The sequence below is a fragment of the Neptunomonas concharum genome (assembly GCF_008630635.1).
In the GTDB taxonomy this organism is placed as follows: Bacteria; Pseudomonadota; Gammaproteobacteria; order Pseudomonadales; family Balneatricaceae; genus Neptunomonas; species Neptunomonas concharum.
This window is the reverse complement of record NZ_CP043869.1, coordinates 545,343-569,180: the sequence shown is the minus strand read 5'-3', so window position 1 is coordinate 569,180 and position 23,838 is coordinate 545,343. Positions and strand designations below refer to the sequence as shown.

Below are 23,838 nucleotides of genomic sequence, written 5' to 3'. Positions count from 1 at the left end.
AATCTGCCTCAATCACAAACAAACCAATTTCCGTTATACTTCACTGTCCATGTGAGGGGGCTCTCGTGTCGGGGAATCATCAGCAGTTACTGCAACTAACTTATATTCGATTTGTGATACTGCTTGGCCAGTGTTGTGCCGTTGTATTTGCGCTCTTATATCTGCATATAGATCTAGACCCATGGGCTCTGGGCTCTGCTTTAGGTTTATTAGGATTACTCAACTTAATGACCTATGCCAGACTGCATTCACCTTGGCCGGTCACACAACCCGAACTCTTTTCACAACTACTGGCTGACTCCATCGTTTATGGTTTTATTCTTTACCATTCAGGAGGAGGCACCAATCCCTTTATTTTCATGCTACTAATCCCATTAATTATTACCGTCATGACCCTCGATAGCCGTTATATTTGGATGATGGCCATTACCGTGACAGCCATTTATGGCTCGTTGCTGGTGTATTACATTCCCGTGATCAAAGACACAGGTCACCAGCACTCGCTCAGCGCGTTGTTTGATATTCATATGGTTGGTATGTGGCTAAACTTCATCATGACAGTGATCGTGATTACTTACTTCATTGTCCGCATCAACCGCACTATCCAACACCAGCAGCAAAGACTGATCGAGGCACGAGAGGCAAAGGTACACAATCAACAAATTCTGGCTCTTGGCACCATGGCGGCCGGTACGGCTCACGAATTAGGCACTCCCTTAAGCACGATGCGTGTGTTATTACATGAAATGGATCTGGACCCTTCTCTTTCTGAAGAACAAAAAGAGGATATTGCCATCTTGCAGCAGCAAGTAGAAATCTGCGCAGATAAACTACAAACTATGGCTCGATCCGTTGCAGAAGAGCACAATAGTGAAAAAACATCCTTAGTGACCGAGTTTCTGAGCGAAGTACTTGAACAGTGGAAAATCACACGCCCAGAGGTCACCTACCACTTAACCGTGCAAGATGACCTCCCCCCCGACCTTCGCAGCAATACAGCCCTACGCCAAGCGATTTTAAACCTGCTGAATAATGCCGCAGATGCTTGCCCGCACAATATACACATAGACCTTAGTTGGGATGAAACTGATATTTGGTTAATGATCAAAGATAGCGGCCCAGGGCTACCTATTGATAAAGCCAGTGAGCTTGGCAAGCCTTTTATCACGACTAAAGGCAGAGGTTTAGGGATTGGATTGTTTTTAACTTCAACTACACTGGCCAGACATGATGGCGAGGTAAAACTCTATGCTGCCCAAGAGCGGGGCACCGTCACTGAAGTCCGCCTTTCCAGGAGATCTGTACATGGCTGAAACGGCAAAATCATTCTTAATTGTTGATGATGACGCAACCTTCACTCGCGTCTTATCCCGCGCTATGACCCGTCGCGGCTTTGACGTTAAAGTAGCACGCAGTGCAGAAAATGCCATTGATCTATTACAAGAGTGGCAACCTGATTACGCCTCATTGGATCTAAAGATGGAAGGTGCCTCAGGGCTGACCGTTATCCCCGCCCTCACTGCTGTCAATCCAGATATCAAAATTGTTGTACTAACTGGCTATGCCAGCATCTCCACCGCCGTGGAAGCGATAAAGTTAGGGGCAACCCAATACCTCCCGAAACCGGCTAATGCAGACGATATATTGCAAGCTTTAGAGCAGACGACCCCGGATGAAAGTATTGAGATAGCTCCACAGCCTATGTCAGTCAATCGACTGGAGTGGGAACATATACAGAAAGTATTGGCTGAGCATGAAGGCAATATTTCCGCCACTGCCCGCGCTTTGGGTATGCACCGAAGAACCTTACAGAGAAAACTCTCCAAGCATCCTGTTAGGCAGTAATAGATAGTCCAGATGAGACTATTGCTCATCTATATAGGCTTTTGCATCAAACGTACGAATCCAGTCTGGGTAAAAAACCATAATCCCCGTCATTAAAATGCCATTCATGAGGGCTTCTGGGAACATAATCAAAGGCAGATAACGCACATACTCGTGCTCAATTTTATTCCAAGGATAGACACCGTCAAACCATAGCAACAAACTCATGGATAGACCGGATATAGCAATAATGATAGCCGATCCAAGAAAGGCACACAGAAAAAGGTAGATAAAGAAATTTTTCCCGAAAAGTCGCTCCACCCACTGATGAATAACATGGGAAAGCAGCGCCGGAATGATCACTAAGCATAGTCCGTTAGCCGATAGACCATCCCAACTCTCCTTACCAATCAATGTCATGGCCAGTAAAACCAAGCTACCTGACAATACCGCCAAGTCCCAACCAAGGATCAGGGTCAAGGTCGTCATTCCCAAAAAGTGAATGCTCAGGCCAGGAGAAATACCCGCTCGCATACTCCACATTAAAGCTAACAGTACAGTCGCTCCAAAGAAAAGATGCTGAAGCCCTTTATTACTGACAACTGTCCGCCAAGGTGCTCGATAGAATGCATAGCCTAGCGCAAGTCCATAAATAGCATGTAGCCACCATAACCAAAGCCCGGTTAATAAGCCTTCTGATATACTCATAGTGATTGGGAAGTCAGATTGAGTTAGCGAATAGGCCCATTTTAACTCAAGCCCAGTGTAGCCGCACTGGATTTCCGATAGCGGCTTATAACCTATACGCAGCGACTAACGTTATCGATTAACCTGATAACTGAGTAATAAGGCATCTTCCCTTCCACACTCAATCCAGTAGTAGTCTTTACGCCGCCCATCAACAGTAAAGCCAAAACGTGTATAAAGGTCGATAGCCCGCAGGTTGGAAGCCCGAACTTCCAGCATCACACGCGCAATACCCTCTCTTTTTAGCTCAGCAACTAGAGCATTCAAAAGCAACTGTGCCATCCCCTGCCCTTGTTGATCAGGCGAGACAGCTATTTGATACAACTCTGATTCATCAAAAAGGGACTTAGCGAGTACAAAACCTGCCAAATTCCCAGCTACACATACCCCTAAATTGGTGCTCCGTGCGTCCGTGAGTTGTTGCTCCAATTGCGAGCGCGACCATGCATCAGACGGAAAACTTAACGTTTCTAAACTGAAAAGAGCATCACCATCAGACACAGTCAATCTGCGTAATTCAGACATCTATCGGCAAAACCTTTTGTAGATCAGCCCAAACCTCTTTTTTACATTCGGGTATCTGCATCATCTGTGTGAAACTTAAGGTAGAGATCGCACTGATTTTGCTGCTATAGCTAAACACCACGCCCCGCAATTCATCAAGTGCTTCAGAGCGGTTCATAACCATCTGAGCGGACGCTTCACCTAAGAGTAAAATCAGATCAGGTTGATGCTCTCGGAGCAACTTGCTTATCTTATGACGAACCGCTTTAGAAGCTTCTTCGGGGCCTTGGTCCAACCCCTCACCCACTAACATCGGCCAGTTAAGCGTATAGGGTTCAAGCCTCAACTGGGCAGACAAGCCCATCGCCCGAAGCATATTACAACATAACGTTTGGTAAGCTTTGCGCCCTATGCTTCCCCGACTTTGTGGGGGCAAAGAATCGATAACGATAACCTTGTCAAATACCCAATAAACCAACTTAAATCGCGGCGGCTTAACTTTACCCTCTCGCTTTGCTAAATCCACAGCCGGAAGCGGCGCTGTACTCTCTCGGGATGCAGGACGCGAAGCCCCATCCGTTTTAGCAGCACTACTGAGAGACTGTTTCGGCTCATCAAGATGCAAGTCTTTGGAAGAGACAGGAGCAGAGGTAAGCGGCTTTCTAGGCGTAACAACTGGAGACTCCAGCGAATGAGGCTCATCAAAGTGATCTTCATCCCCCTCTAAAGCCGATAGATCACCATAAAGAAACTCAGCAACCCAATCAGCCGGAGCTGGAGCACCCGGCAGCGCAGTACGGGGCAACCAACTCGTTACCCCAAGGACCTCTAGATACTGATGCCTTAACTGCTCTTGCTTAAGCCGCTCTACATCCATGCCCATTAAACCTGCGGATGCGCCTTTTGAATATTCGCATCCATCAGATTAAGCGCATGAACATAAGCCTTCGCTGATGCGATGATAATATCCGTGTCCGCTCCAACACCATTAACAATACGACCCGCTTTCTCCAATCGAACAGTCACCTCACCCTGAGAATCTGTACCACTTGTAATCGCATTAACCGAATACAATTCAAGACTGGATTCGGAGTTAACGATCTTCTCGATCGCTTTAAGCGCTGCATCCACAGGCCCGCCACCTTCAGATTGCGCTTTATGCTCGTTGCCATCTACTACCAGAGACACCTGCGCCACGGGTACTTCCCCGGTTTGCGAAGTCACATTCAGAGAAGACAGTTTATATTTCTCATAAGCATCTGCCGCTTGCGTGTCAGACACTAAAGCAATCAAATCTTCATCGAAAATCTCATGCTTTTTATCCGCCAACTCTTTAAAGCGAGCAAAGGCATTATTGAGTTCAAGATCCGATTTAAATGTCGTACCCAGCTCTACTAAACGTGAGCGGAAGGCATTACGCCCCGAATGCTTACCCATGACCATACGGTTGGTATTCCAACCGACATCTTGGGCAGTCATAATTTCGTAGGTTTCACGATGCTTTAACACACCATCTTGGTGAATGCCTGACTCATGGGCAAAGGCATTAGCACCGACGATTGCTTTGTTAGGCTGTACAGGGAAGCCCGTTACACTAGAGACCAAACGCGATGCAGGTACGATCTGTGTAGTATCAATGCCGGTTTCCAGATTCAAACGATCTTTACGCGTACGGATCGCCATCACAATCTCTTCAAGTGAAGCGTTACCGGCGCGCTCACCCAAACCGTTAATCGTACACTCAACCTGTCGCGCACCTGCAGTGACCGCAGCCAATGAGTTCGCCACTGCCAGACCTAAATCATTGTGACAGTGCACGGAGAAGATCGCTTTATCCGCATTAGGGATACGCTGCAACAGCTGACCAATGGTATAGCCGAACTCTTCAGGGATAGCGTAGCCCACGGTATCTGGGATATTAATAGTACGTGCGCCGGCATCGATCACTTTCTCGATGATACGACACATAAAATCTAAGTCAGAGCGGCTGGCATCTTCTAAGGAGAATTCCACATCACTAATCAGATTATGCGCACGTTTCACCGCATAAACTGCCTGCTCTACAACCTGATCCGGCTCCATTTGGAGCTTATATTTCATATGAATAGGTGACGTGGCTATAAAGGTGTGAATACGCCCAGAAGCTGCGTTTTTAAGCGCTTCGCCCGCTCGATCAATATCAGCATCCAGTGCACGAGATAATGAACATACGGTGCTTTCAGTGACCGCCTCAGCAATCGCTTTAACCGACTCAAAATCCCCCGGCGACGCAATGGCAAAGCCGGCCTCGATAACATCAACCCGCATCTTTTCAAGCTGTTTTGCAATCCGCAGCTTCTCATCCCGAGTCATAGAGGCACCGGGGCTTTGCTCCCCATCACGTAAAGTGGTATCGAAAATAATAACTTGATTATTCTTACTCATGAGGATGGCTCCGACCTATATACACTGTGCAAATATCAGTAACTGCTATAGAAATGATTTTAACCTATTTGGTAACGGGGTGATTACCATAAAGACAGTCACTCAAGATGTCGCAAACGAATTTGATTTGATAATCGTTAAACTATAACGTGAAGCTTACACTTTGTAACCTATCTCACTTACCTTTGCATGAAGGTAATTTGCTTTGTTAGCGCAGGAAAAAGCCCATGAGTCCAACGAATTTTGATGTATTTATCGACCGACGCGATACCGCCAGCCAAAAATGGGAGCGCTATCGAGATACCGAGATTCTACCTATGTGGGTTGCCGATACAGATTTTATGGCACCACCGGGTGTTATAGATGCCTTACACAAGCGGGTCGACCACGGCGTGTTTGGCTATACAAATACGCCCTCGGAATTAAATGATATTGTCATCAAGCGCATGGCTGAACTGTACCAGTGGAACATACAAAGAGATTGGTTGGTATGGTTACCCGGTTTGGTATGCGGCCTCAACCTCGCATGCAGGAGTGTTGGCGAAGAGGGAGACCGTGTGGTGTCACCCCAGCCAATTTACCCGCCTTTCGTCTCTGCACCACATCTATCTAAACGCCAAGTAACACAAGTGCCTATGACTCAAACCGATGGGCATACACGGCTTGATCTAGCCAAGTTAGAAGCAGCCATCACCCCCGACACCCGCCTCTTACTGTTCTGTAACCCACATAACCCCGGCGGAACGGTTTATCGTGAAGAGGAGTTACAAGCGCTCGCTGATATTATCGAAAAACACGACCTAGTTGCCTGCTCTGACGAAATACACTGCGATCTGATTCTGGAACCGGGTTTAAGACATATCCCTCTTGCCAGTTTAAATGACACCATCGCACAAAGAACAATCACACTCATGGCCCCAAGCAAAACTTATAACATTGCAGGGCTGGGCTGCTCTTTTGCAATCATCCCCAATGATCAACTAAGAAAACAGTTTATTAACGTCCGCAAAGGCATTGTTCCAGACGTTAATCTGTTTGGCTATACCGCCGCAATCGCCGCTTATGAAGCAGGGGATGAGTGGAATCAAAAGCAGCTAGACTACCTGCGCGGCAACCGAGATTATTTAGTTGAGGAGATCAATCGAATACCGGGATTAAAACTCGACCCAATTGAAGCCACCTATTTAGCCTGGATCGATGTATCAGCCGCAAAGCTGGAAAATCCCGCACGCTTCTTTGAGCAAGCGGGTGTGGGAATGTCCCCCGGTAGGGATTTTGGCAATGCTAATTTCATGCGTCTTAACTTTGGCTGCCCCAGACCTTTGTTGGAAGAAGCCGTAAAACGCATACGTAGTGCTTTGATCAATCACCTACCTGCCTAAAACGCTCTACCCATAAGCGCCAACGGTTTAAGCATGTCGAAAGGTAAAGGGAATTACCTCGGCAATATGCTGCGCCTCTAGAGCCAGCATCACCAGTCGATCAACACCTAAGGCAACACCTGCACAATCAGGCAAGCCCGCCTGCAACGCACTAACCAAACGCTTTTCCAATGGCCGCTGAGGCAATGCTAACGCTGAGCGTACCTGCTGATCAGCCTCCAAACGCCTTGCTTGCTCTGTAGCATCGGTCAGTTCGTGATAACCGTTCGCTAACTCCATGCCACCCACAAACAGCTCAAATCGCGCAGCAACGTGCTGACCTGTTTCAGACATTTTTAATCGCGCTAAGGCAGACTGGCTCGCTGGATAATCCGTAATAAAAATAGGCTCATCTTTTAAGGTAGGCTCTATAACATGAGACATCAGCAAATTGAGCCATGTATCTCTGTCATCCTCATCCAGCATGACATCAACATATTGACGCAAAATCCTAGCAAGCTCCGCTGTCGAAACCTTATCAATATCAAGATTTAACTTTTCGATGAAAATCTCTCGATAACTAGCCCGCCGAATAGGACCTATCGTCAAAATAGTGCGTACTAATTGCTCTACATCATCCATCAACTGAGCATCATCATAACCTAACCGATACCATTCCAGCATGGTGAACTCAGGATTATGATGTCGCCCCTCCTCTCCATTACGAAACACCTTACCCATTTGATAGATATCACCGCTGCCCGAGGCCAGAAGCCGCTTCATGGCGTATTCTGGAGAAGTTTGCAGGTAGCAGGTTTCAATATCCGCTGTAGGATGACCGCGAAAATTCACCTCTAACGAGTCGATAAAGGGATCACTAACGGCACAGTGAGATAAAACCGCAGCATCAACTTCCATCACCGCCTGATCATTAAAATAGCGACGAATTTGCGCGAGAATTTCAGCCCTACGCCGTAGGTTATTCATCGTTGCCGTCGGCTGCCAACTTTCCATTCAATCTTACTCACTACTAAGAGACAAAAACGGCAGCCGAGGCTGCCGTATCACGAATAAATATCTAATACTAAGCGCGGCTAACGTAGTCGCCAGTACGCGTATCGATTTTCAGCACTTCGCCTTGTTCAATGAATAGAGGAACACGCACAACAGCGCCCGTGCTCAACGTTGCTGGTTTAGAACCACCCTGTGCTGTATCGCCTTTCAAACCTGGGTCCGTTTCTGTTACTTCCAGCTCAACGAAGTTAGGTGGCTGCACAGCGATTGGATTATCGTTCCAAAGCGTGATCAAACAAACTTCGTTTTCCTTGATCCACTTCGCGGAGTCACCCATCGCCTTGGCATCAACACCATACTGTTCAAACGTAACAGGCACCATGAAGTTGTACATATCACCATCGAAGTATAAATACTCCATATCGCGATCAACCACATCTGCCCCTTCAACAGATTCGTTAGATTTAAAGGTACGCTCCCACACGCGACCAGTAAGTAAGTTCTTCATTTTCGCGCGGGTGAAGGCCTGACCTTTACCCGGCTTAACGAAATCAAGATCCTGAATGGAACATGGATCGCCGTCGATCATCACTTTCAGGCCATTTTTGAGCTGGTTAGCGGAATAACTTGCCATAGTTTTCTCTGATAAATAAGTGAATGCAAATGGGGCCGATCCCCGAAATTGACACGTATTCTACTTGAAAGGAGAATGCGAGCAAAATTAATCGACACGAGCCACCTATGAATTTGATCGCTTCCACCCCAGAAAACGATTGGCAGAGCCTGTTAAAAGGAGCGATATCCAGCGTTGACGACCTACTTAGCCAAGTAGGACTCTCCCCTGAGCAGGTCGATTTAAGTTTGGAAGCCACACATGCCTTTGCCCTGCGTGTGCCTCAACCCTATCTGTCACGTATTGAAAAAGGCAATCCACACGACCCGTTACTTTTGCAAGTACTACCACAAATGGCAGAGATGATTTCAGCCAATGGCTACTCCTCAGATCCTCTTGAAGAGATGGACAGCAAACCGGCACCCGGACTCATTCATAAATACAAGGGCCGCGTGTTACTCATCCTTAGCGGGGCTTGTGCTATCAACTGCCGCTACTGCTTTCGCCGACACTTCCCCTATGAAGATAACCAGTTAGGGAAGGCCCAATGGCAACAAGCATTGGCCTATATTCAAGCTGACACAAGCATCAGCGAAGTTATTTTCTCAGGAGGCGATCCCCTTGCCACAACCGATCAGCGGCTTGCACGCATGATCGCTGACTTGGAATCAATTCCTCATATTCAACGCCTAAGAATCCACACACGCTTACCTGTGGTTATCCCACAACGAGTTACCCAAACCTTATGCCAGATGCTGAAAGATAGCCGGCTTCGTACGGTCATCGTCTTACACATCAACCATCCAAACGAAATAGATCGCCACGTTTCCGAAAGCTTACAAAGATTACGTATCGCGGGTATCACACTGCTTAACCAAGCTGTCCTACTCCGGGGGATTAATGATCACGCAGAAATTTTAAAAAGGCTCAGCGAAAAGCTGTTTGAGGATGGGGTACTGCCTTATTACCTGTTTCTTCTGGATCGTGTCATCGGCGCAGCGCACTTTGACATTAACGACACAAAAGCTAAGCAGCTAGTAAAAGAGCTGCAGTCCTGCTTGCCCGGGTATTTGGTTCCTAGGCTGGCACGGGAGATTCCAGGGCGCCCCTCCAAAACATTGATCAACCTTGCGTAATCAGTTTACCTTAAGGTTTTTGTGGTATAAATGGGAACCGGAAGCCTGAGCTCCGGTCACACTTTCACACTTGATTAGTACGGAATTTCAACATGCGCATTCTAAAAATCACAGCTCTCATTGGTGCCGCGCTTTGGCTAAGCGCCTGTCGCCAGGAAAAAGTCGTTGAAACCCCACCACCTGCGCCTGTCTATGTTCCCCCGCCTTTAATTTCCTTAGAACTGGCCCGCCCTGTACTTAAAAACAAACGGGGTCCAGTGGGAGCCAATATTAACTTTATCAATATCTCTCCCAGCACATATCAGTACATCTTGTTCCGTACTACCGCCTACGATAAGAACGGAAAAATCGTCAAGCCCAGGAAAAGCCGTGACCATAGAGCCTACCTGCGTGTAGCTGGCCCCATTCCACCTGGCGAATATAGCAGCGGACACAACTGGGAAAACACTTGGAAAGGCACTAACGTGCAGTGCATCGACATCGACCATGTTGAGATTGTCTTTGCCGATGGCAGTATCGAAGAAGCATCTGGAGACCGTTTAACGAAGCTAAATACAGAGTCCTGCTTTAATTAAACGACCTTACTTCGAAGGTGGCTGCATAACTGGAAAGGCAGTCACCGTTCCCTTGGCTTCTGTAATTTTAGCCACACCCTCTTTTTTCACTTCATCAATACGAATAATGGCCTGCATTGGGATATAGCTTCGCTCTACTTCAGCAAACTGCTGTTTTAACTTCTCCTCGCTCGGATCAACCAACAGATCAGATTTGCTACCAAATACAAAACCTTCCAGTTGGATAAAACCCCACATATCGCTCTGAAAAACATGATTCACAAACACTTCGTAAACTTTGTCTTGGTTTACAAACATCACACGATAAATACGCTCATCTTTGGCCATAGCGCTGATTACTCTCTAACCTGTTGAATTACCAAAATCTGCACGTTATATGGGGGCATTTACGCCATTTACAAGCACTTTAAGATGCTATTAATGGAGCAGCCCATCCAGTATAATGACCGGTCTTTTTGTGAACGATCCAACGTAAGGTGTGTAATGGCAAAAAAGCTGTTTATTAAAACTCATGGCTGTCAGATGAACGAGTACGATTCCTCCCGTATGGCGGATCTGCTAGGTGAAAGCCATGAACTGGAATTAACCGACAATCCGGACGATGCCGACGTACTGCTGTTAAACACCTGTTCCATTAGAGAGAAAGCACAAGAGAAAGTTTTTCATCAACTGGGACGTTGGCGCAAACTAAAAGAAAGTCGACCAGACCTTGTGATTGGTGTTGGCGGCTGCGTAGCCAGCCAGGAGGGGGAGAATATTCTCACTCGCGCGCCTTATGTAGATATGATCTTCGGTCCACAAACCTTGCACCGCCTGCCCGAAATGATTGACCTCACTCATCAGGGACAAAAAGGCGTTGTCGATATCAGCTTTCCTGAGATCGAAAAGTTTGACGCTTTGCCCGCCCCCAAAGTAGAAGGGGCAGAAGCTTTTGTATCCGTTATGGAAGGCTGCAGCAAATACTGTACATTCTGTGTTGTACCCTACACGCGTGGTGAAGAAGTTAGCCGTCCGCTAGATGATGTCATTACCGAATGCGTCGAATTAGCCGAGCAGGGCGTTCGCGAAGTCAACTTACTGGGTCAAAATGTTAACGCCTACCAAGGTACTACCCATGATGGCGATACCGCTGATCTTGCAGAACTGATCCGCCATGTAGCGGCAATTGATGGCATTGATCGCATCCGATTTACCACATCTCATCCAGTGGAATTCACAGAAAGCCTGATTGACGTCTACGCCGATGTACCAGAACTGGTCAGCCATTTGCACCTACCGGTTCAATCAGGATCAGATCGCATTTTGATGGCAATGAAACGCGGCCACACTGTTTTAGAATACAAATCCAAAGTTCGTAAACTGTTAAAGATACGGCCTGATCTATCGATGTCTTCTGACTTTATTATTGGTTTCCCAGGGGAAACCGACGCCGATTTCGAAGCTACTATGAACTTAATCCAAGAGATTGGTTTTGATAATTCGTTTAGTTTCATCTACAGCCGTCGCCCTGGCACACCGGCTGCCGACTTACCCGATACAGTAACGGAAGAGACGAAAAAAGAGCGCCTTTCTATTCTTCAGAATCGCATTATTCAGCAAGCCATGCAGATCAGCCGTCGTATGGTTGATAGCACCCAACGCATTTTGGTGAATGGCTATTCTAAGAAAGATCCTGGCATGCTGTCAGGGCGCACCGAAAACAACCGCGTCGTCAACTTCCGTTGCGATAATCCAGACCTGATCGGCCATTTTGCGGATGTGCGTATTGTTGAAGCCTATGCCAACTCCCTTCTAGGGGAATTAATCAGCTCCGAACTCGATTAATCCGACACGACTGAGCAATAATATTTTATGACTTCTCAAGAAGCACCCAGCGTTAAATTCTTACTAACACCTTTTCATGCAGAGGCGCTTGCCAGCCTCTGCGGCCAACTTAACGAACATCTTAAGCTGATTGAATCCCGTCTGAGCGTGCAGATTCATAACCGCAGTAATGAGTTTCAAGTAAATGGCGAAAATGACCTCGCTGAAGCCGTCGCCACCATGCTTCGCCAACTGTATCAAGAAGCGGTCAGCGGTACGGAAATTACTCTGGAACTGATTCATTTGCACCTGCAACAATCAGGCATCGAACAACGTTTATCCGTAGCCGGGCACGACAAGATCGATGTCGCCATCCGCACAAAGAAATCTCTGATCCGCCCTCGCGGCCCTAATCAACAGAACTATGTCCGCTCCATCTGGAGCCACGACATAAATTTTGGCATTGGGCCTGCCGGGACGGGCAAAACCTATCTCGCCGTTGCTTGTGCGGTTGAAGCCCTAGAGCGGGAAGAAATTGAACGCATTTTGCTGGTGCGCCCTGCTGTAGAGGCGGGCGAGAAACTTGGTTTTTTACCAGGTGATCTTTCTCAGAAGGTCGATCCATACCTTCGCCCTCTTTATGATGCGTTGTATGAGATGCTCGGTTTTGAAAAGGTCACCAAACTGATTGAGCGCAACATTATTGAGATAGCCCCGCTTGCTTACATGCGTGGACGCACACTTAATGGCGCCTTTGTTATTCTAGACGAAAGCCAGAACACTACCCGAGAGCAGATGAAGATGTTTCTGACACGTATCGGCTTTGGCTCTACCGCCGTCATTACCGGCGATGTTACTCAGGTAGACCTACCTAAAGGCACCTTCTCTGGCTTAAAACATGCCATTGAAGTGCTCGACGGCGTGAAAGGAATTGGCTTTACTCACTTCTCATCAAAAGATGTCGTGCGCCATCCATTGGTACAACATATCGTTGAGGCCTATGACCGCTACGAGAAGAAAAGAGAGTCAGCATCATGAAGATCAGCGTCGATGTACAACGGGAAACCTCTGCTATTGGGCTTCCTGATGATTCCGCCTTTGAGCAATGGGTCACCGCTGCTCTCAAAGGCCGCCAAGAACGTGGCGAAATATGCATCCGCCTTGTGGACGCTAATGAAAGCCAAGAACTGAATGCAGCCTATCGTGGCAAAGACTACCCTACCAATGTTCTTTCATTTCCTTTTGACGGCCCTGTTGGCATACCGACCGACCTGCTAGGCGATCTTGCCATCTGCGCAGAAGTCGTTGCTAAAGAAGCGAAGGAACAGAAAAAGCCCTTAGTGCACCACTGGGCACATATGGTGATACATGGAACCTTGCATCTGATCGGTTTCGACCATATAAATGATGCAGAGGCAGAAGAGATGGAATCCTTGGAAACCGAACTTCTGGCGAGCTTGAATATACCTGATCCTTATCAACAAGGAGAATGAGGAACTGTTATGAGTGAAGATCGATCGGGACAACCCCGAAGTTGGTTCGGGCGTCTGGCCCAAGCATTTTCTGATGAGCCTAAAACCCGTGACGAAGTGCTCGATGTACTACGGGATGCAGCTGAAGAAAGCGTATTGGATCATGAGGCTCTAAGCATCATCGAAGGGGCAATTAAAGTTGCCGATATGCAAGTGCGGGATATTATGATCCCTCGCTCGCAGATGGTCAGCGTCAGTGCTGAGCAAACACCCAAAGAGTTTCTACCGGTTATCATTTCCAGCGCCCACTCCCGCTTCCCTGTGATTGGAGACAACCCTGACGAGGTGATCGGTATACTTCTTGCGAAAGATCTTCTGCCGCTGATTATCGAAGAGGGTCAGGAAAGCTTCGACATTTACAGCAAGCTTCGCAAAGCAACCTTTATCCCCGAAAGTAAGCGTCTGAATATTCTGCTTAAAGAGTTCCGCGTTAATCACAACCATATGGCGATCGTTATCGATGAGTATGGTGGAATTGCAGGTCTTGTCACCATTGAAGATGTACTGGAACAGATTGTGGGCGAAATCGAAGATGAGCACGATGTCGACGATGATGACGGTAACATCCGCCCGTTTGACGAAAATGCTTATATCGTTAAAGCCCTGACAGAAATTGAAGACTTTAACGAATACTTTGACGCCAGTTTCTCGGAAGATGAGTTCGACACCATAGGCGGTATCGTTACTAAACGATTCGGACACCTGCCCCGCAAGGATGAACAGGTCACTATTGATGGCTTTAGTTTCAAAGTTTTGTCATCTGACAACCGTAGAATTCGACTTCTACAGGTAACCCGAAAGTCCTGAGCAACAGATGCAAATACGCACTTTAGCTTACCGTGCACTGCTTGCTGCTTTAGGCGGTGCACTGGTCACACTATCTCTGGCACCGATTCATTTCTGGCCACTGATCTTTATCAGTCCTGCGCTTCTCTATTTCACGCTCAAAGAGACCACAACAAAGCAAGCAGGCATTCTTGGCTGGTGCTACGGTGCGGGTCTATATGGCAGTGGGGCCTCATGGGTCTTCGTCAGCATTCACACCTTTGGCGACACACCCTTTTTATTATCGGTACTGATGACTGCTGCGTTCGCTGCCGCATTGGCTCTGATATTTTCGTTACAAACTTGGGCTTATCGTCGCTGGTTTAATCAAACTCGCTATACAGCCCTCGCATTTATCGGCCTTTGGGTTGTGTTTGAATGGCTGCGCAGCTGGGTGTTTACCGGCTTCCCATGGTTATATCTAGGTTACGCACTCACGGAATCCCCTTTTAGAAGTTGGGCACCCATTGGCGGAGTCTGGCTGTTATCTTTGGGGATTCTCACTATTTCCATCGGTATGCTTGAGATCGTAAACGCCAGAAGTAAACGGACACGCTTTAACTGGGCTATCCCTATCACTTTATTTTGCCTAGCCCCTTTTCTAACCACCGAGTGGACAACAAAAGGAGAGAAATTAAAGATAGATATCGTTCAGGCGAATATTCCACAACACCTTAAGTGGGATCGCAGCTACTTACCTGAAATTCTCGGCACCTATACTCGCATGACGGAAACACAAACTGACGCGCCCATTATCATCTGGCCAGAAACAGCGATATCCACCTACCTTTCTTCTGCTATGCCCTATCTCGTCACCCTCTTTGATCAACTAGAAAATGAAAACCGTATGTTGATCAGCGGATACCCTGCCATTGAGCTAGATGAAACTCACCCCGAAGGATTTCGCGTACATAACAGCCTCGGGATTATGACGAACGGCTTCGGCATCTACCACAAACAACGCTTGGTGCCTTTTGGGGAGTACGTACCCTTTGAACGTCAAATACGCGGGCTTATCAGCTTTTTTGACCTGCCGATGTCTGGTTTTAGTTTACCGGAGCACCCTCAGTCTCGATTGCTCGCTAAAGACACCCGTATTGCTGCGGCGATCTGTTATGAAATCGCCTATCCAGAGCTGGTAAGGAGCTTATCCGCGGATAGCGACTGGATTCTTACACTATCCAACGACACGTGGTTCAGCCACTCCCTTGCCCCGGCTCAACATTTACAAATCGCTCAAATGCGCGCCCTCGAAAATGGCCGCTGGGTAGTTCGTAGCACCAACAATGGACTGACTGCGTTAATTAACCCTCTAGGGGAAATCACAAACCAAGCACCAGCCTACCAAAAAGCGGTACTCAAGGGCGAGATTGAAGAACGAAGCGGCGTTACGCCTTATCAACAAACAGGCGTACTGCCCGTTTTACTAATAAGTTTTGTATTGATGGGAATAGGCTTTAGAAGACGAGCAACCTAAAGCCTATTTGTGCAGCGAAGGCCTATTTTACTGCAGCGACAAACGCAATCTCAACCAAATAGGCCGGGTTTGCGAGCTCTACCTTTAAACAGGCTCGGCTTGGTGCACAGCCTGCTGGCAGCCAGTTTTTCCAAGCCTCATTAAAAACCTCTAAATTGGCAAAGTCCGTCACATAAATTGTCACCGAGATAATACGAGACTTATCACTATTTACACTCGCTAGAGAGGCTTCAGCTTGAGCAAAAACCTGCTCTACCTGTCCTAGCATATCCGCACTTTCATCGTCAGCCACTTCAACAAAATGCGCCATTTTGTTAAATACTGTGACATCAGACCACTTTTCACTGGGGTTTATACGTTCTATATCCATCTTTTCGCTTAATCTTGATCGTTAATTAAACTAGTTCGGTTATTCCATAAACAGGAAATTACCGATCAGCTCTTTACCACCTTCCGTTGCGAAGGATTCTGGGTGGAACTGAATACCTGTAATCGGGTACTCTCGGTGTTGCACCCCCATAACCTCAAACTCACCGCCTTGATGGATTTTGCTGTAATCTTCAAACTCATCTTCAGCTAGTGCCCCAACGACAGAGGTCAATTGCAAACATTCAGGGAAACTTTCGGCCTCTGCCATAAGAGAGTGATAGCGCATGACTTCAAGCTGATCAGGAATATTCCTAAAAATACCCTGTCCATTATGGGTAATCGGGCTGACTTTCCCATGCATAGGCAAGTGCGCTTTCACTACATTGCCGCCGAATAGATGGACTATGCCTTGCATCCCAAGGCAGACGCCTAACAGCGGCGTCGTTTTACCCATCTCAAGTATTACTTGTGAACAAACCCCAAAGTACTGCTCATCATCTGGTGAGCCAGGGCCTGGGGAGATAATAATACGATCAGGATTAGCCGCTTTTACTTCTTCCAACGTGACCTGATCATTTCGCTTAACGATGATCTCAAACGATTCAACACGGCCGCGGTTTTTCTCTGTTTCCAACACTTCACCGATAAACTGATAAAGGTTGTAAGTAAAGGAGTCGTAATTATCAATAATATAGACTTTCATATTTACGCCTCCCCTTTGATAAAACGATCCAACACTTTTTTAGTACCGGCAAACTTACGGCGAATCTCTTCATACTCATCTTCTGGATTAGAGTCATAAACATTACCACCACAGGTTTGCACATAAGCCTCTTCACCCTTGGCGAATACCGTACGAATAGGAATCGCAAAGGTGCAATCACCATTAAAAGAAAAATGACCAACCGCACCGCCATAAGGGCCACGGCCATCAGACTCCAAATCATCAATGATCTTCATCGCTTCAATTTTAGGCGCGCCCGTTAAGGTACCAGCAGGAAAGTTACTCGCTAATGCAGAGAACATATCGTGCTCTTCGGAGATAATGCCCACAATTTCGCTGGATATATGCTGGACATGACTAAAGCGCTTAATATCCATCAAGCTTCGCACCTTCACCGTTCCAAAGCGCGCGACACGACCAATATCATTACGATGCAGATCAACAATCATGTTGTGCTCAGCAATCTCTTTTGGGTCATTAAGCAGGTTACGCGCTAATGTGCGATCTTCCTCCTCTGTTGCTCCACGCTTGGCTGTTCCTGCTAGCGGGAAGGTTTCCATCTCGCCTTGGCGCAGTCGGAACAGTAGCTCAGGGCTAGCCCCAATCAATTTTTGCTCACCAAACTTTACGTAATACATCTGCGGTGATGGGTTCACTTCCCGGAGCTGCTCATAGATATTGATAGTATCACCCAGCAACTTAAAGCGCTTTTTAAAGCCTACTTCAGTCTGAAAGATTTTCCCGTTGATGATGTCTTGTTTAACCTTCATCACGGCTTCACGGTGCTCTTCTTGGGACATAGTCTCGCCCGTCGGAATGATCTCCAATGGACCATTACCTTCGTAAGGGGCATCGATTAAAGCCTGTACCAGATCCATGCGACTATCAGTGTAATAGAAATAGATCACCTCACCGGTCATTTTGTCGAGGATCAAACCATCCTTATAAAGGCCAAATTTAAACGCATCGAACATCTCACTGCTTTGCAATTTCAGCGTAGGCTCGAAATAATTCATGCTGTCGTAGCCCAAGTAACCGGTTAACCCACCCGCATATTTACGCGAGATCACATCCTGAGGAATAAGCTCCCGCAGCAGATAGTAGGGATTCTCACTTTCGTATTGCTCGGTATGGCCTTCACGATCCTGAATAAAGAGGGTTTGCTCTTGAGCCCAGATAATTTTTTCTGGATCAAAGCCAATAATCGAATGTCGGGAGATAAAGCTTTCTTCCCCTAAGGATTCCAGCATGAAACACGTTTCATACTGCTTTTCTATTTTCTTAAAAAGCGCAAAGAAATCGCAATCTGCCGTGAGTGTTACATAATGCGGCTTTCTCGGAAGATCGATCAGATCAGGTTTGGGTAACATAATTCTCTCTAGTCCTATTCGCCTTTGAGGGCACGGGAGCCACGGGTTACGGTGGCTATTCCCACCCCCAATGTATCGGCTATCTGACGCTGAGGCACACCTTGCTCCAGCATCTTAAATATCTGTAACCGTTTGGTAACTTCTGTGAATTCCGTGGGGGTTAGTAAACTACGTAACACCTTCTCCATCTCATCTGGCTGCTTAACAGCTAGGAGATAATCCACCAATTCTGTTATATGTTGTTTTCCTGTATTCATGTACTAGTATGCTAGTGCATTTGAAAATTATGTCAATAGTGTGCCTAGCATTTCTTAATCTGCTAAAATTTTCATTTTATTTCACCTGATACAGGATCATCCATCCATGAGTCTCGCCGATAAAGTTCTGGCTGTTAATAATGATCTGCCTATCCGTACGGACCGCCCGGTTCATAGCGGAAAAGTTCGTTCAGTTTATTGGCTAACCGAAGCAGACAGCCGTCGCCTGATCAAAGAGAAAGGCTACGATGTCGCTGCCGATGCACCATTGGCCATCATGGTGATCAGTGACCGCATTTCGGCGTTCGATTGTATTTGGCATGGTGAAGGCGGACTAAACGGCGTACCGGGTAAGGGAGCCGCTTTGAATGCAATCTCCAATCATTGGTTTCGCTTATTCAAAGAGAACGGCTTAGCTGACAGCCATATTTTGGATATCCCTCATCCATTTGTATGGATTGTACAAAAGGCGAAGCCCGTCATGGTAGAAGCGATTTGCCGCCAATATATTACCGGTTCTATGTGGCGCGCTTACAGCAAAGGGGAGCGGGAATTCTGCGGCATTCAACTGCCTGAAGGTTTACAAAAAGACCAGAAGCTTCCGGAAATTCTCATTACTCCTTCAACTAAAGGTATTCTAAAAGGCATTCCGGGGGTACCGGAAGCGGATGACGTCAATATCACGCGCCAGAATTTAGAAGACAACTTCAGTGCCTTTAATTTGAGCTGCAAAGCTGATATCGATCTGTACGAAAAGCTACTGAAAGAAGGCTTTGGCGTGATTAGTGATGCCTTAGCCGAGCTTGATCAGATCTTTGTCGATACCAAGTTCGAATTTGGCTATGTTACCGATGCTTCCGGTAATGAAAAATTAATCTATATGGATGAAGTAGGCACACCCGACTCTTCACGTATATGGGATGGGGCCGCCTATCGAGATGGCAACATTATTGAGAACTCGAAAGAGGGATTCCGGCAATGGTTGCTCAACTACTTCCCAGATCCTGACATCCTGCTCAATAAGGAGCGTATGTCGGAGCGAGAATCGTTGGCTCGTGATAACGCTCTACCGGTCGAAGTAATGATGGATATCTCATCCACTTATGTCGGAATTGCCGAAAAAGTTACCGGTCAAAAGCTGGTGTTTTCTGACAACCCAAAGGCCGACATTATTGAAATACTGCGCGATAAGTATGGGCTAATCGATTAAGCGATCAGCTCTGCTCAACGCCCTCAACAACGGATTGGATAGCATGATAAGACAGCTCTCTTTTCTCTTAACATTCCTATGTCTGAGTTCAACGAGCTTTGGCGATGAAATCTATAAGTGGCGGGATGACGAAGGAAAGTTACACTTTTCTACCACGCCCCGAGTACTCGGCCCACAGGTTGAAGAAGTGGATATTAAGCCCATGCCGGCTGATCGCTCTAACGCGCATCGTCAAAGATATCTGTTACAGCAACAGAAATACGAACTTCAAGCTAAAGAGAGAGATAAAGAGCGCGCACTTAACAAACAAAAAGCAATGTTGCTTCAAGAAGAGCGCGAAAAAGAGATGGCAAAAGCGCAGGCCATTCGCGATCAAAAGATGTGTGAAAAATACAAAGAGCGCTACAAACGTTACCGAGACCAAGGCGTTATGGGCTACAACATAGCCACTGGCGAGAAAAAAATTATGCATGGCGATTCAGCGCGTCGTGTCATACAAAACACAAAAGAAACCATGGAGCTTTTCTGTCAGTGAGTACCCACCAACAAAACAACCCACTACATGGCCTCACACTAGAGCGCATCGTAACAGAACTTGAGGCCCGATACGGCTGGGATGAGTTAGGTTCACTCATAAACATACGCTGCTTCACAAGTGACCCAAGCATCAAATCCAGCCTGAAATTTCTACGCAAAACCCCATGGGCGCGAGAAAAAGTTGAGCAGCTCTACATCAAGACATTCGGGTAAACCGATAGCCTGCCCTACCAATCAGCCACCCCATGGATGAGATATCCGCTTAAACAAAGTCGCACCGCACGACTCACAAGCGCTCAAAATATCAGTTTGCAACAAACGCTGATTCTGGGCACAAGCTTGGCATTGGAAGGTTCCCGCTGCGGCAACCTCCCCAGCAACATATTCATCTTCCTCATTCGCCAATTGCTCGCGAAGCCTCTCTTGATCTATGCGAGTTTGGTCCGCTAACGCCAGCAACTTATCCATTACGGTTTTTTCAAGAATATTTAGATCAAAATTCAACCAAGCTGCAATACCTTCACCGGTCTCATGAGCATAATACCCAAGCTGCTTTAAATCTCGTTTGAGGTAAGCCGTCAGCAGATCCATCTCATCACGAGTCATCTCCTCTGCCGCCAGCTCTAACTCTACCGCTTCTTCAATCTTCTCTTGCAGGTAATCCCAAGAGTTCAACTCCGCTTTTTCCAAGCTTTCCTGCAAACGGTCCAATACTCGGTTATACAAACTGGGAGCATTAGATACCTGCTCATCCAATTTTTTCGACTCTTTATCCATGGTGTCCTCCAATACAGCACATTTGACGGGCTATTCTGCTGTTGATAACAAGGCTTATATTGTATGCTATACAGCATAACCCGAACTTACATTAGACAACATAACCGGCATCAAGAGTTGCCGGTTTTTATTGCCAGAGACTGCGACTCGATACTACGATGAACGAACAATATCAGCCCCAAGAGATCGAAACCCAGGTTCAGCAACACTGGGAAAATAATGACAGCTTTCAATGCACCGAAGATGCCAGTAAAGAGAAATTTTACTGCCTGTCCATGTTTCCTTACCCCAGCGGTCGACTCCATATGGGGCATGTTCGTAACTACACCATCGGCGATGTAATTTCTCGCTATCAGCGCACACAGGGTAAAAACGTTCTGCAACCGATGGGGTGGGATGCCTTTGGCCTACCTGCTGAAAATGCAGCAATGAACAACAATGTTCCGCCTGCTAAGTGGACCTATGAAAACGTCAAGTATATGCGTAACCAGCTTCAGCAGATGGGCTTTGGTTATGACTGGAATCGCGAGTTAGCCACATGCCACCCTGAATACTATCGTTGGGAGCAGTGGTTCTTTACTCGTTTGATGGAAAAAGGGCTGGTTTACAAGAAAGAAGCAGAAGTAAACTGGGACCCTGTTGATCAAACCGTACTTGCAAACGAACAAGTTATCGACGGTCGCGGGTGGCGTTCTGGCGCGCTGGTTGAGCGTAAGAAGATTCCTCAGTGGTTCCTGAAAATCACAGACTATGCCGACCAACTTTTGGATGATCTAGATAAGCTGGAAGAGTGGCCTGAACAAGTTCGTACTCAGCAACGTAACTGGATTGGACGCTCCCAAGGTGTAGAACTTAAATTCCATGTAGAAGACGGTTCTGATCTGGAAGTTTTCACAACCCGTCCAGATACTTTAATGGGTGTAACCTATGTAGCCGTAGCTGCACAGCACCCCTTAGCGCTCAAAGCAGCAGAAACAAACCCTGAACTGGCTCAGTTCATTGACGAATGTAAGAACGTTAAAGTTGCCGAAGCTGATATGGCTACCATGGAAAAGCGTGGTATGGCACTGGGTATTAAGGCGAAACACCCTCTGACGGGAGAAGAAGTGCCCGTTTGGACCGCCAACTTTGTCTTAATGGATTACGGCTCAGGTGCCGTTATGGCCGTACCTGGACATGATCAGCGTGATTGGGAGTTTGCCACAAAATACGGCTTGCCTATTAAACAGGTGATCGAATCCACCGATCCTAATATCACCGTTGATATCACCAAAGAAGCCTTCACCGATAAAGGCATATTAGTCAACTCCGGTGACTTCGATGACCTTGAGTTTGATGTCGCTTTTAAAGCGATCGCCTCCGAATTGGAACGTTTGCGCAAGGGCCATGTAACCATCAACTATCGCTTGCGCGACTGGGGTGTATCTCGTCAGCGTTACTGGGGTACACCGATTCCAGTTATCAATTGTAATAGCTGCGGCTCCGTACCGGTTCCAGAAGACCAATTACCTGTTGTTCTTCCTGAAAACGTCGAATTTGATGGCAGCGGCTCACCGATCAAAAAGATGGAAAGCTTTATCAACACCACTTGTCCTAAGTGTGGTGGCGCGGCTGAGCGAGAAACGGATACATTCGATACATTTATGGAATCAAGTTGGTACTACGCACGCTACGCAAGCCGTCATACCGAAAACGCCATGCTTGACCCTGAAAAAGCTAATTACTGGTTGCCGGTCGATCAGTATATCGGCGGTATTGAGCATGCCATTCTGCATTTGTTGTACTCTCGCTTCTTCCATAAGTTGATGCGTGACGAAGGGCTGGTTAACTCCGATGAGCCTTTCACGCGCCTGCTTTGCCAAGGCATGGTACTGGCAAGCACTTACTATCGTGAAGACGATAAAGGTGGCAAGGTCTGGATTGCGCCAACGGATGTCATTACTGAAACCGACGAAAAAGGGCGCATCACCAGCGCAGTTCATAAAGATGATGGTCTTCCGGTTGAGCAGGCAGGCGTTACTAAAATGTCGAAGTCCAAAAACAATGGCATCGACCCTCAGGTAATGATCGACAAGTACGGCGCAGACACAGTCCGTTTATTTATGATGTTTGCCGCACCGCCAGAACAATCTTTGGAATGGTCAGACTCTGGCGTTGAGGGCGCTAATCGCTTTCTCCGCCGTTTATGGAAGCAAGTGTTTGATCACCTTGCAGGCGGCCAAGCAGTCTCTGCACTGGACACATCCAACCTCACAGAGCCGCAGAAAGAGTTACGCCGCAAAGTGCATGAAACCATCAGCAAAGTAACTGATGATATCGAGCGTCGCCAAACTTTTAACACGGCAATTGCTGCTGTCATGGAGCTACTCAATAGCATCAGCAAATTTGTCGATGTTAGCGAGCAAGGACGTGCCGTTATGCGCGAAGCATTAGAAGCGGCTATCCAGCTACTTTCTCCTATCGTGCCACACATCACCCACCATCTCTGGACTGAGCTGGGGCATACTCAGGATCTGCTCACCACGCCCTGGCCTGTGTGCGATGAATCGGCACTGGTTCGCTCATCCATAGAAATGGTTGTGCAAGTCAATGGTAAAGTACGTGCAAAAATCGAAGTCTCTGCTGATGCGGATCAGGATGTCATTTTGCACACAGCGCTAGCCAACGATAATGTACAGAAGTTTATGGCGGATAAAGCGATTCGTAAAAAGATTGTTGTTCCAGGTAAATTGGTCAATATTGTTGTTGGTTAAATGAAT

Annotated in this window: 26 protein-coding genes; 14 read left to right on the top strand and 12 right to left on the bottom strand. The window is 47.0% G+C overall.

The window, feature by feature from the left end; genetic code table 11:
* Nucleotides 1-65: 65 nt before the first annotated feature.
* Together F0U83_RS02695 and F0U83_RS02690 are read left to right on the top strand one after the other, a co-directional pair.
* Entirely contained in the window at nt 66-1,313 is a 1,248-nt protein-coding gene (locus F0U83_RS02695) for an ATP-binding protein (protein WP_138986405.1), read from the top strand.
* Nucleotides 1,306-1,845, top strand: a complete 540-nt coding sequence (locus F0U83_RS02690) for a response regulator transcription factor (protein WP_138986404.1) — start codon at nt 1,306-1,308, stop codon at nt 1,843-1,845. The genes F0U83_RS02695 and F0U83_RS02690 overlap by 8 nt, the downstream gene beginning before the upstream one ends.
* Before the next feature lie 18 nt (nt 1,846-1,863).
* Here F0U83_RS02690 and F0U83_RS02685 read toward each other — a convergent pair whose 3' ends face one another.
* The 4 genes from F0U83_RS02685 to F0U83_RS02670 all read right to left on the bottom strand — a co-directional run bounded on the left by F0U83_RS02685 (nt 1,864) and on the right by F0U83_RS02670 (nt 5,499).
* A complete protein-coding gene (locus F0U83_RS02685; RefSeq protein ID WP_138986403.1) occupies nt 1,864-2,532 on the bottom strand; it encodes an energy-coupling factor ABC transporter permease in 669 nt (222 codons plus the stop codon).
* Nucleotides 2,533-2,643: 111 nt separating this feature from the next.
* On the bottom strand, nt 2,644-3,096 hold the full coding sequence (gene rimI / locus F0U83_RS02680; protein ID WP_138986402.1) for a ribosomal protein S18-alanine N-acetyltransferase: 453 nt from the start codon (nt 3,094-3,096) through the stop codon (nt 2,644-2,646).
* Nucleotides 3,089-3,952, bottom strand: a complete 864-nt coding sequence (locus F0U83_RS02675; RefSeq protein WP_138986401.1) for a uracil-DNA glycosylase family protein — start codon at nt 3,950-3,952, stop codon at nt 3,089-3,091. Before F0U83_RS02675 ends, rimI begins: the two co-directional genes overlap by 8 nt.
* A gap of 5 nt (nt 3,953-3,957) precedes the next feature.
* Nucleotides 3,958-5,499: a 2-isopropylmalate synthase gene (locus F0U83_RS02670; RefSeq protein ID WP_138986400.1), complete on the bottom strand. Its 1,542-nt coding sequence runs from the start codon at nt 5,497-5,499 to the stop codon at nt 3,958-3,960.
* A 227-nt stretch (nt 5,500-5,726) separates the two neighbouring features.
* On the opposite strand from F0U83_RS02670, the gene F0U83_RS02665 reads away from it, so the two are divergent.
* Nucleotides 5,727-6,881, top strand: a complete 1,155-nt coding sequence (locus F0U83_RS02665) for a MalY/PatB family protein (RefSeq protein WP_138986399.1) — start codon at nt 5,727-5,729, stop codon at nt 6,879-6,881.
* Between the two features lie 27 nt (nt 6,882-6,908).
* Here F0U83_RS02665 and epmA read toward each other — a convergent pair whose 3' ends face one another.
* Both epmA and efp read right to left on the bottom strand, forming a co-directional pair.
* Nucleotides 6,909-7,874, bottom strand: a complete 966-nt coding sequence (epmA, locus tag F0U83_RS02660; RefSeq protein WP_138986398.1) for an EF-P lysine aminoacylase EpmA — start codon at nt 7,872-7,874, stop codon at nt 6,909-6,911.
* Nucleotides 7,875-7,944: 70 nt separating this feature from the next.
* A complete protein-coding gene (gene efp, locus F0U83_RS02655; protein WP_138986397.1) occupies nt 7,945-8,508 on the bottom strand; it encodes an elongation factor P in 564 nt (187 codons plus the stop codon).
* A gap of 107 nt (nt 8,509-8,615) precedes the next feature.
* On the opposite strand from efp, the gene epmB reads away from it, so the two are divergent.
* Nucleotides 8,616-9,623 carry an EF-P beta-lysylation protein EpmB gene (gene epmB, locus F0U83_RS02650; RefSeq protein WP_138986396.1) on the top strand — a complete coding sequence of 336 codons (1,008 nt, stop codon included), beginning with the start codon at nt 8,616-8,618 and terminating at the stop codon, nt 9,621-9,623.
* A gap of 92 nt (nt 9,624-9,715) precedes the next feature.
* The gene (locus tag F0U83_RS02645; protein WP_138986395.1) at nt 9,716-10,198 is read left to right on the top strand and encodes a hypothetical protein; all 483 of its coding nucleotides are present in this window, start codon (nt 9,716-9,718) and stop codon (nt 10,196-10,198) included.
* Nucleotides 10,199-10,204: 6 nt separating this feature from the next.
* Here the strand turns inward: F0U83_RS02645 and F0U83_RS02640 are convergent, their stop codons facing one another.
* The gene (locus F0U83_RS02640) at nt 10,205-10,525 is read right to left on the bottom strand and encodes a DUF1820 family protein (protein WP_138986394.1); all 321 of its coding nucleotides are present in this window, start codon (nt 10,523-10,525) and stop codon (nt 10,205-10,207) included.
* A 156-nt stretch (nt 10,526-10,681) separates the two neighbouring features.
* Here F0U83_RS02640 and miaB point away from each other — a divergent pair, with 156 nt between their 5' ends.
* Genes miaB through lnt form a run of 5 tightly spaced genes read left to right on the top strand, consistent with a single transcriptional unit; the run spans nt 10,682 to nt 15,835 of the window.
* Nucleotides 10,682-12,022, top strand: a complete 1,341-nt coding sequence (gene miaB / locus F0U83_RS02635) for a tRNA (N6-isopentenyl adenosine(37)-C2)-methylthiotransferase MiaB (RefSeq protein WP_138986393.1) — start codon at nt 10,682-10,684, stop codon at nt 12,020-12,022.
* A gap of 27 nt (nt 12,023-12,049) precedes the next feature.
* The gene (locus F0U83_RS02630) at nt 12,050-13,039 is read left to right on the top strand and encodes a PhoH family protein (protein WP_138986392.1); all 990 of its coding nucleotides are present in this window, start codon (nt 12,050-12,052) and stop codon (nt 13,037-13,039) included.
* Complete coding sequence (ybeY, locus tag F0U83_RS02625; protein WP_138986391.1) at nt 13,036-13,494, top strand: rRNA maturation RNase YbeY; 459 nt, start codon at nt 13,036-13,038, stop codon at nt 13,492-13,494. Before F0U83_RS02630 ends, ybeY begins: the two co-directional genes overlap by 4 nt.
* Nucleotides 13,495-13,503: 9 nt before the next feature.
* Nucleotides 13,504-14,340: an HlyC/CorC family transporter gene (locus F0U83_RS02620; protein WP_138986390.1), complete on the top strand. Its 837-nt coding sequence runs from the start codon at nt 13,504-13,506 to the stop codon at nt 14,338-14,340.
* Nucleotides 14,341-14,347: 7 nt separating this feature from the next.
* Nucleotides 14,348-15,835, top strand: a complete 1,488-nt coding sequence (lnt, locus tag F0U83_RS02615) for an apolipoprotein N-acyltransferase (protein ID WP_138986389.1) — start codon at nt 14,348-14,350, stop codon at nt 15,833-15,835.
* A gap of 22 nt (nt 15,836-15,857) precedes the next feature.
* On the opposite strand, the gene F0U83_RS02610 is transcribed toward lnt, so the two are convergent.
* The 4 genes from F0U83_RS02610 to F0U83_RS02595 are packed head-to-tail and all read right to left on the bottom strand — an operon-like array spanning nt 15,858 to nt 18,555.
* On the bottom strand, nt 15,858-16,205 hold the full coding sequence (locus tag F0U83_RS02610; RefSeq protein WP_138986388.1) for a RidA family protein: 348 nt from the start codon (nt 16,203-16,205) through the stop codon (nt 15,858-15,860).
* Nucleotides 16,206-16,244: 39 nt separating this feature from the next.
* A complete protein-coding gene (locus tag F0U83_RS02605) occupies nt 16,245-16,907 on the bottom strand; it encodes an anthranilate synthase component II (protein WP_138986387.1) in 663 nt (220 codons plus the stop codon).
* A gap of 2 nt (nt 16,908-16,909) precedes the next feature.
* Nucleotides 16,910-18,298, bottom strand: coding sequence for an anthranilate synthase component I family protein (locus F0U83_RS02600; protein WP_138986386.1), 1,389 nt, complete (start codon nt 18,296-18,298; stop codon nt 16,910-16,912).
* Nucleotides 18,299-18,312: 14 nt separating this feature from the next.
* Nucleotides 18,313-18,555: a Trp family transcriptional regulator gene (locus F0U83_RS02595; RefSeq protein ID WP_138986385.1), complete on the bottom strand. Its 243-nt coding sequence runs from the start codon at nt 18,553-18,555 to the stop codon at nt 18,313-18,315.
* Between the two features lie 106 nt (nt 18,556-18,661).
* On the opposite strand from F0U83_RS02595, the gene F0U83_RS02590 reads away from it, so the two are divergent.
* From F0U83_RS02590 to F0U83_RS02580, 3 genes are read left to right on the top strand one after another with little or no spacing between them, the layout of a single operon-like run.
* Nucleotides 18,662-19,765 (top strand): phosphoribosylaminoimidazolesuccinocarboxamide synthase, encoded by a 1,104-nt coding sequence (locus F0U83_RS02590; RefSeq protein WP_138986384.1) that lies wholly within the window; start codon nt 18,662-18,664, stop codon nt 19,763-19,765.
* A gap of 43 nt (nt 19,766-19,808) precedes the next feature.
* Nucleotides 19,809-20,300, top strand: a complete 492-nt coding sequence (locus F0U83_RS02585) for a DUF4124 domain-containing protein (protein ID WP_138986383.1) — start codon at nt 19,809-19,811, stop codon at nt 20,298-20,300.
* Nucleotides 20,297-20,515 (top strand): VF530 family protein, encoded by a 219-nt coding sequence (locus F0U83_RS02580; protein WP_211343609.1) that lies wholly within the window; start codon nt 20,297-20,299, stop codon nt 20,513-20,515. The genes F0U83_RS02585 and F0U83_RS02580 overlap by 4 nt, the downstream gene beginning before the upstream one ends.
* Before the next feature lie 21 nt (nt 20,516-20,536).
* On the opposite strand, the gene F0U83_RS02575 is transcribed toward F0U83_RS02580, so the two are convergent.
* Nucleotides 20,537-21,079: a zinc ribbon-containing protein gene (locus F0U83_RS02575; protein ID WP_138986381.1), complete on the bottom strand. Its 543-nt coding sequence runs from the start codon at nt 21,077-21,079 to the stop codon at nt 20,537-20,539.
* A 158-nt stretch (nt 21,080-21,237) separates the two neighbouring features.
* Between F0U83_RS02575 and leuS the strand changes: the two genes are divergently transcribed.
* Nucleotides 21,238-23,832 (top strand): leucine--tRNA ligase, encoded by a 2,595-nt coding sequence (gene leuS, locus F0U83_RS02570; RefSeq protein WP_138986380.1) that lies wholly within the window; start codon nt 21,238-21,240, stop codon nt 23,830-23,832.
* The last annotated feature ends 6 nt before the right edge of the window (nt 23,833-23,838 follow it).

Coding starts and splice junctions, on each gene's coding strand:
- F0U83_RS02675 (WP_138986401.1), bottom strand. CDS start 3,952: ATGGATGTAGAGCGGCTTAAGCAAGAGCAGTTAAGGCATCAGTATCTA.
- epmA (WP_138986398.1), bottom strand. CDS start 7,874: ATGGAAAGTTGGCAGCCGACGGCAACGATGAATAACCTACGGCGTAGG.
- F0U83_RS02600 (WP_138986386.1), bottom strand. CDS start 18,298: ATGTTACCCAAACCTGATCTGATCGATCTTCCGAGAAAGCCGCATTAT.
- F0U83_RS02590 (WP_138986384.1), top strand. CDS start 18,662: ATGAGTCTCGCCGATAAAGTTCTGGCTGTTAATAATGATCTGCCTATC.
- F0U83_RS02645 (WP_138986395.1), top strand. CDS start 9,716: ATGCGCATTCTAAAAATCACAGCTCTCATTGGTGCCGCGCTTTGGCTA.
- F0U83_RS02690 (WP_138986404.1), top strand. CDS start 1,306: ATGGCTGAAACGGCAAAATCATTCTTAATTGTTGATGATGACGCAACC.
- epmB (WP_138986396.1), top strand. CDS start 8,616: ATGAATTTGATCGCTTCCACCCCAGAAAACGATTGGCAGAGCCTGTTA.
- leuS (WP_138986380.1), top strand. CDS start 21,238: ATGAACGAACAATATCAGCCCCAAGAGATCGAAACCCAGGTTCAGCAA.
- efp (WP_138986397.1), bottom strand. CDS start 8,508: ATGGCAAGTTATTCCGCTAACCAGCTCAAAAATGGCCTGAAAGTGATG.
- F0U83_RS02585 (WP_138986383.1), top strand. CDS start 19,809: ATGATAAGACAGCTCTCTTTTCTCTTAACATTCCTATGTCTGAGTTCA.
- F0U83_RS02620 (WP_138986390.1), top strand. CDS start 13,504: ATGAGTGAAGATCGATCGGGACAACCCCGAAGTTGGTTCGGGCGTCTG.
- F0U83_RS02665 (WP_138986399.1), top strand. CDS start 5,727: ATGAGTCCAACGAATTTTGATGTATTTATCGACCGACGCGATACCGCC.
- miaB (WP_138986393.1), top strand. CDS start 10,682: ATGGCAAAAAAGCTGTTTATTAAAACTCATGGCTGTCAGATGAACGAG.
- F0U83_RS02630 (WP_138986392.1), top strand. CDS start 12,050: ATGACTTCTCAAGAAGCACCCAGCGTTAAATTCTTACTAACACCTTTT.
- F0U83_RS02610 (WP_138986388.1), bottom strand. CDS start 16,205: ATGGATATAGAACGTATAAACCCCAGTGAAAAGTGGTCTGATGTCACA.
- F0U83_RS02575 (WP_138986381.1), bottom strand. CDS start 21,079: ATGGATAAAGAGTCGAAAAAATTGGATGAGCAGGTATCTAATGCTCCC.
- lnt (WP_138986389.1), top strand. CDS start 14,348: ATGCAAATACGCACTTTAGCTTACCGTGCACTGCTTGCTGCTTTAGGC.
- F0U83_RS02670 (WP_138986400.1), bottom strand. CDS start 5,499: ATGAGTAAGAATAATCAAGTTATTATTTTCGATACCACTTTACGTGAT.
- F0U83_RS02640 (WP_138986394.1), bottom strand. CDS start 10,525: ATGGCCAAAGATGAGCGTATTTATCGTGTGATGTTTGTAAACCAAGAC.
- F0U83_RS02605 (WP_138986387.1), bottom strand. CDS start 16,907: ATGAAAGTCTATATTATTGATAATTACGACTCCTTTACTTACAACCTT.
- F0U83_RS02595 (WP_138986385.1), bottom strand. CDS start 18,555: ATGAATACAGGAAAACAACATATAACAGAATTGGTGGATTATCTCCTA.
- ybeY (WP_138986391.1), top strand. CDS start 13,036: ATGAAGATCAGCGTCGATGTACAACGGGAAACCTCTGCTATTGGGCTT.
- rimI (WP_138986402.1), bottom strand. CDS start 3,096: ATGTCTGAATTACGCAGATTGACTGTGTCTGATGGTGATGCTCTTTTC.
- F0U83_RS02685 (WP_138986403.1), bottom strand. CDS start 2,532: ATGAGTATATCAGAAGGCTTATTAACCGGGCTTTGGTTATGGTGGCTA.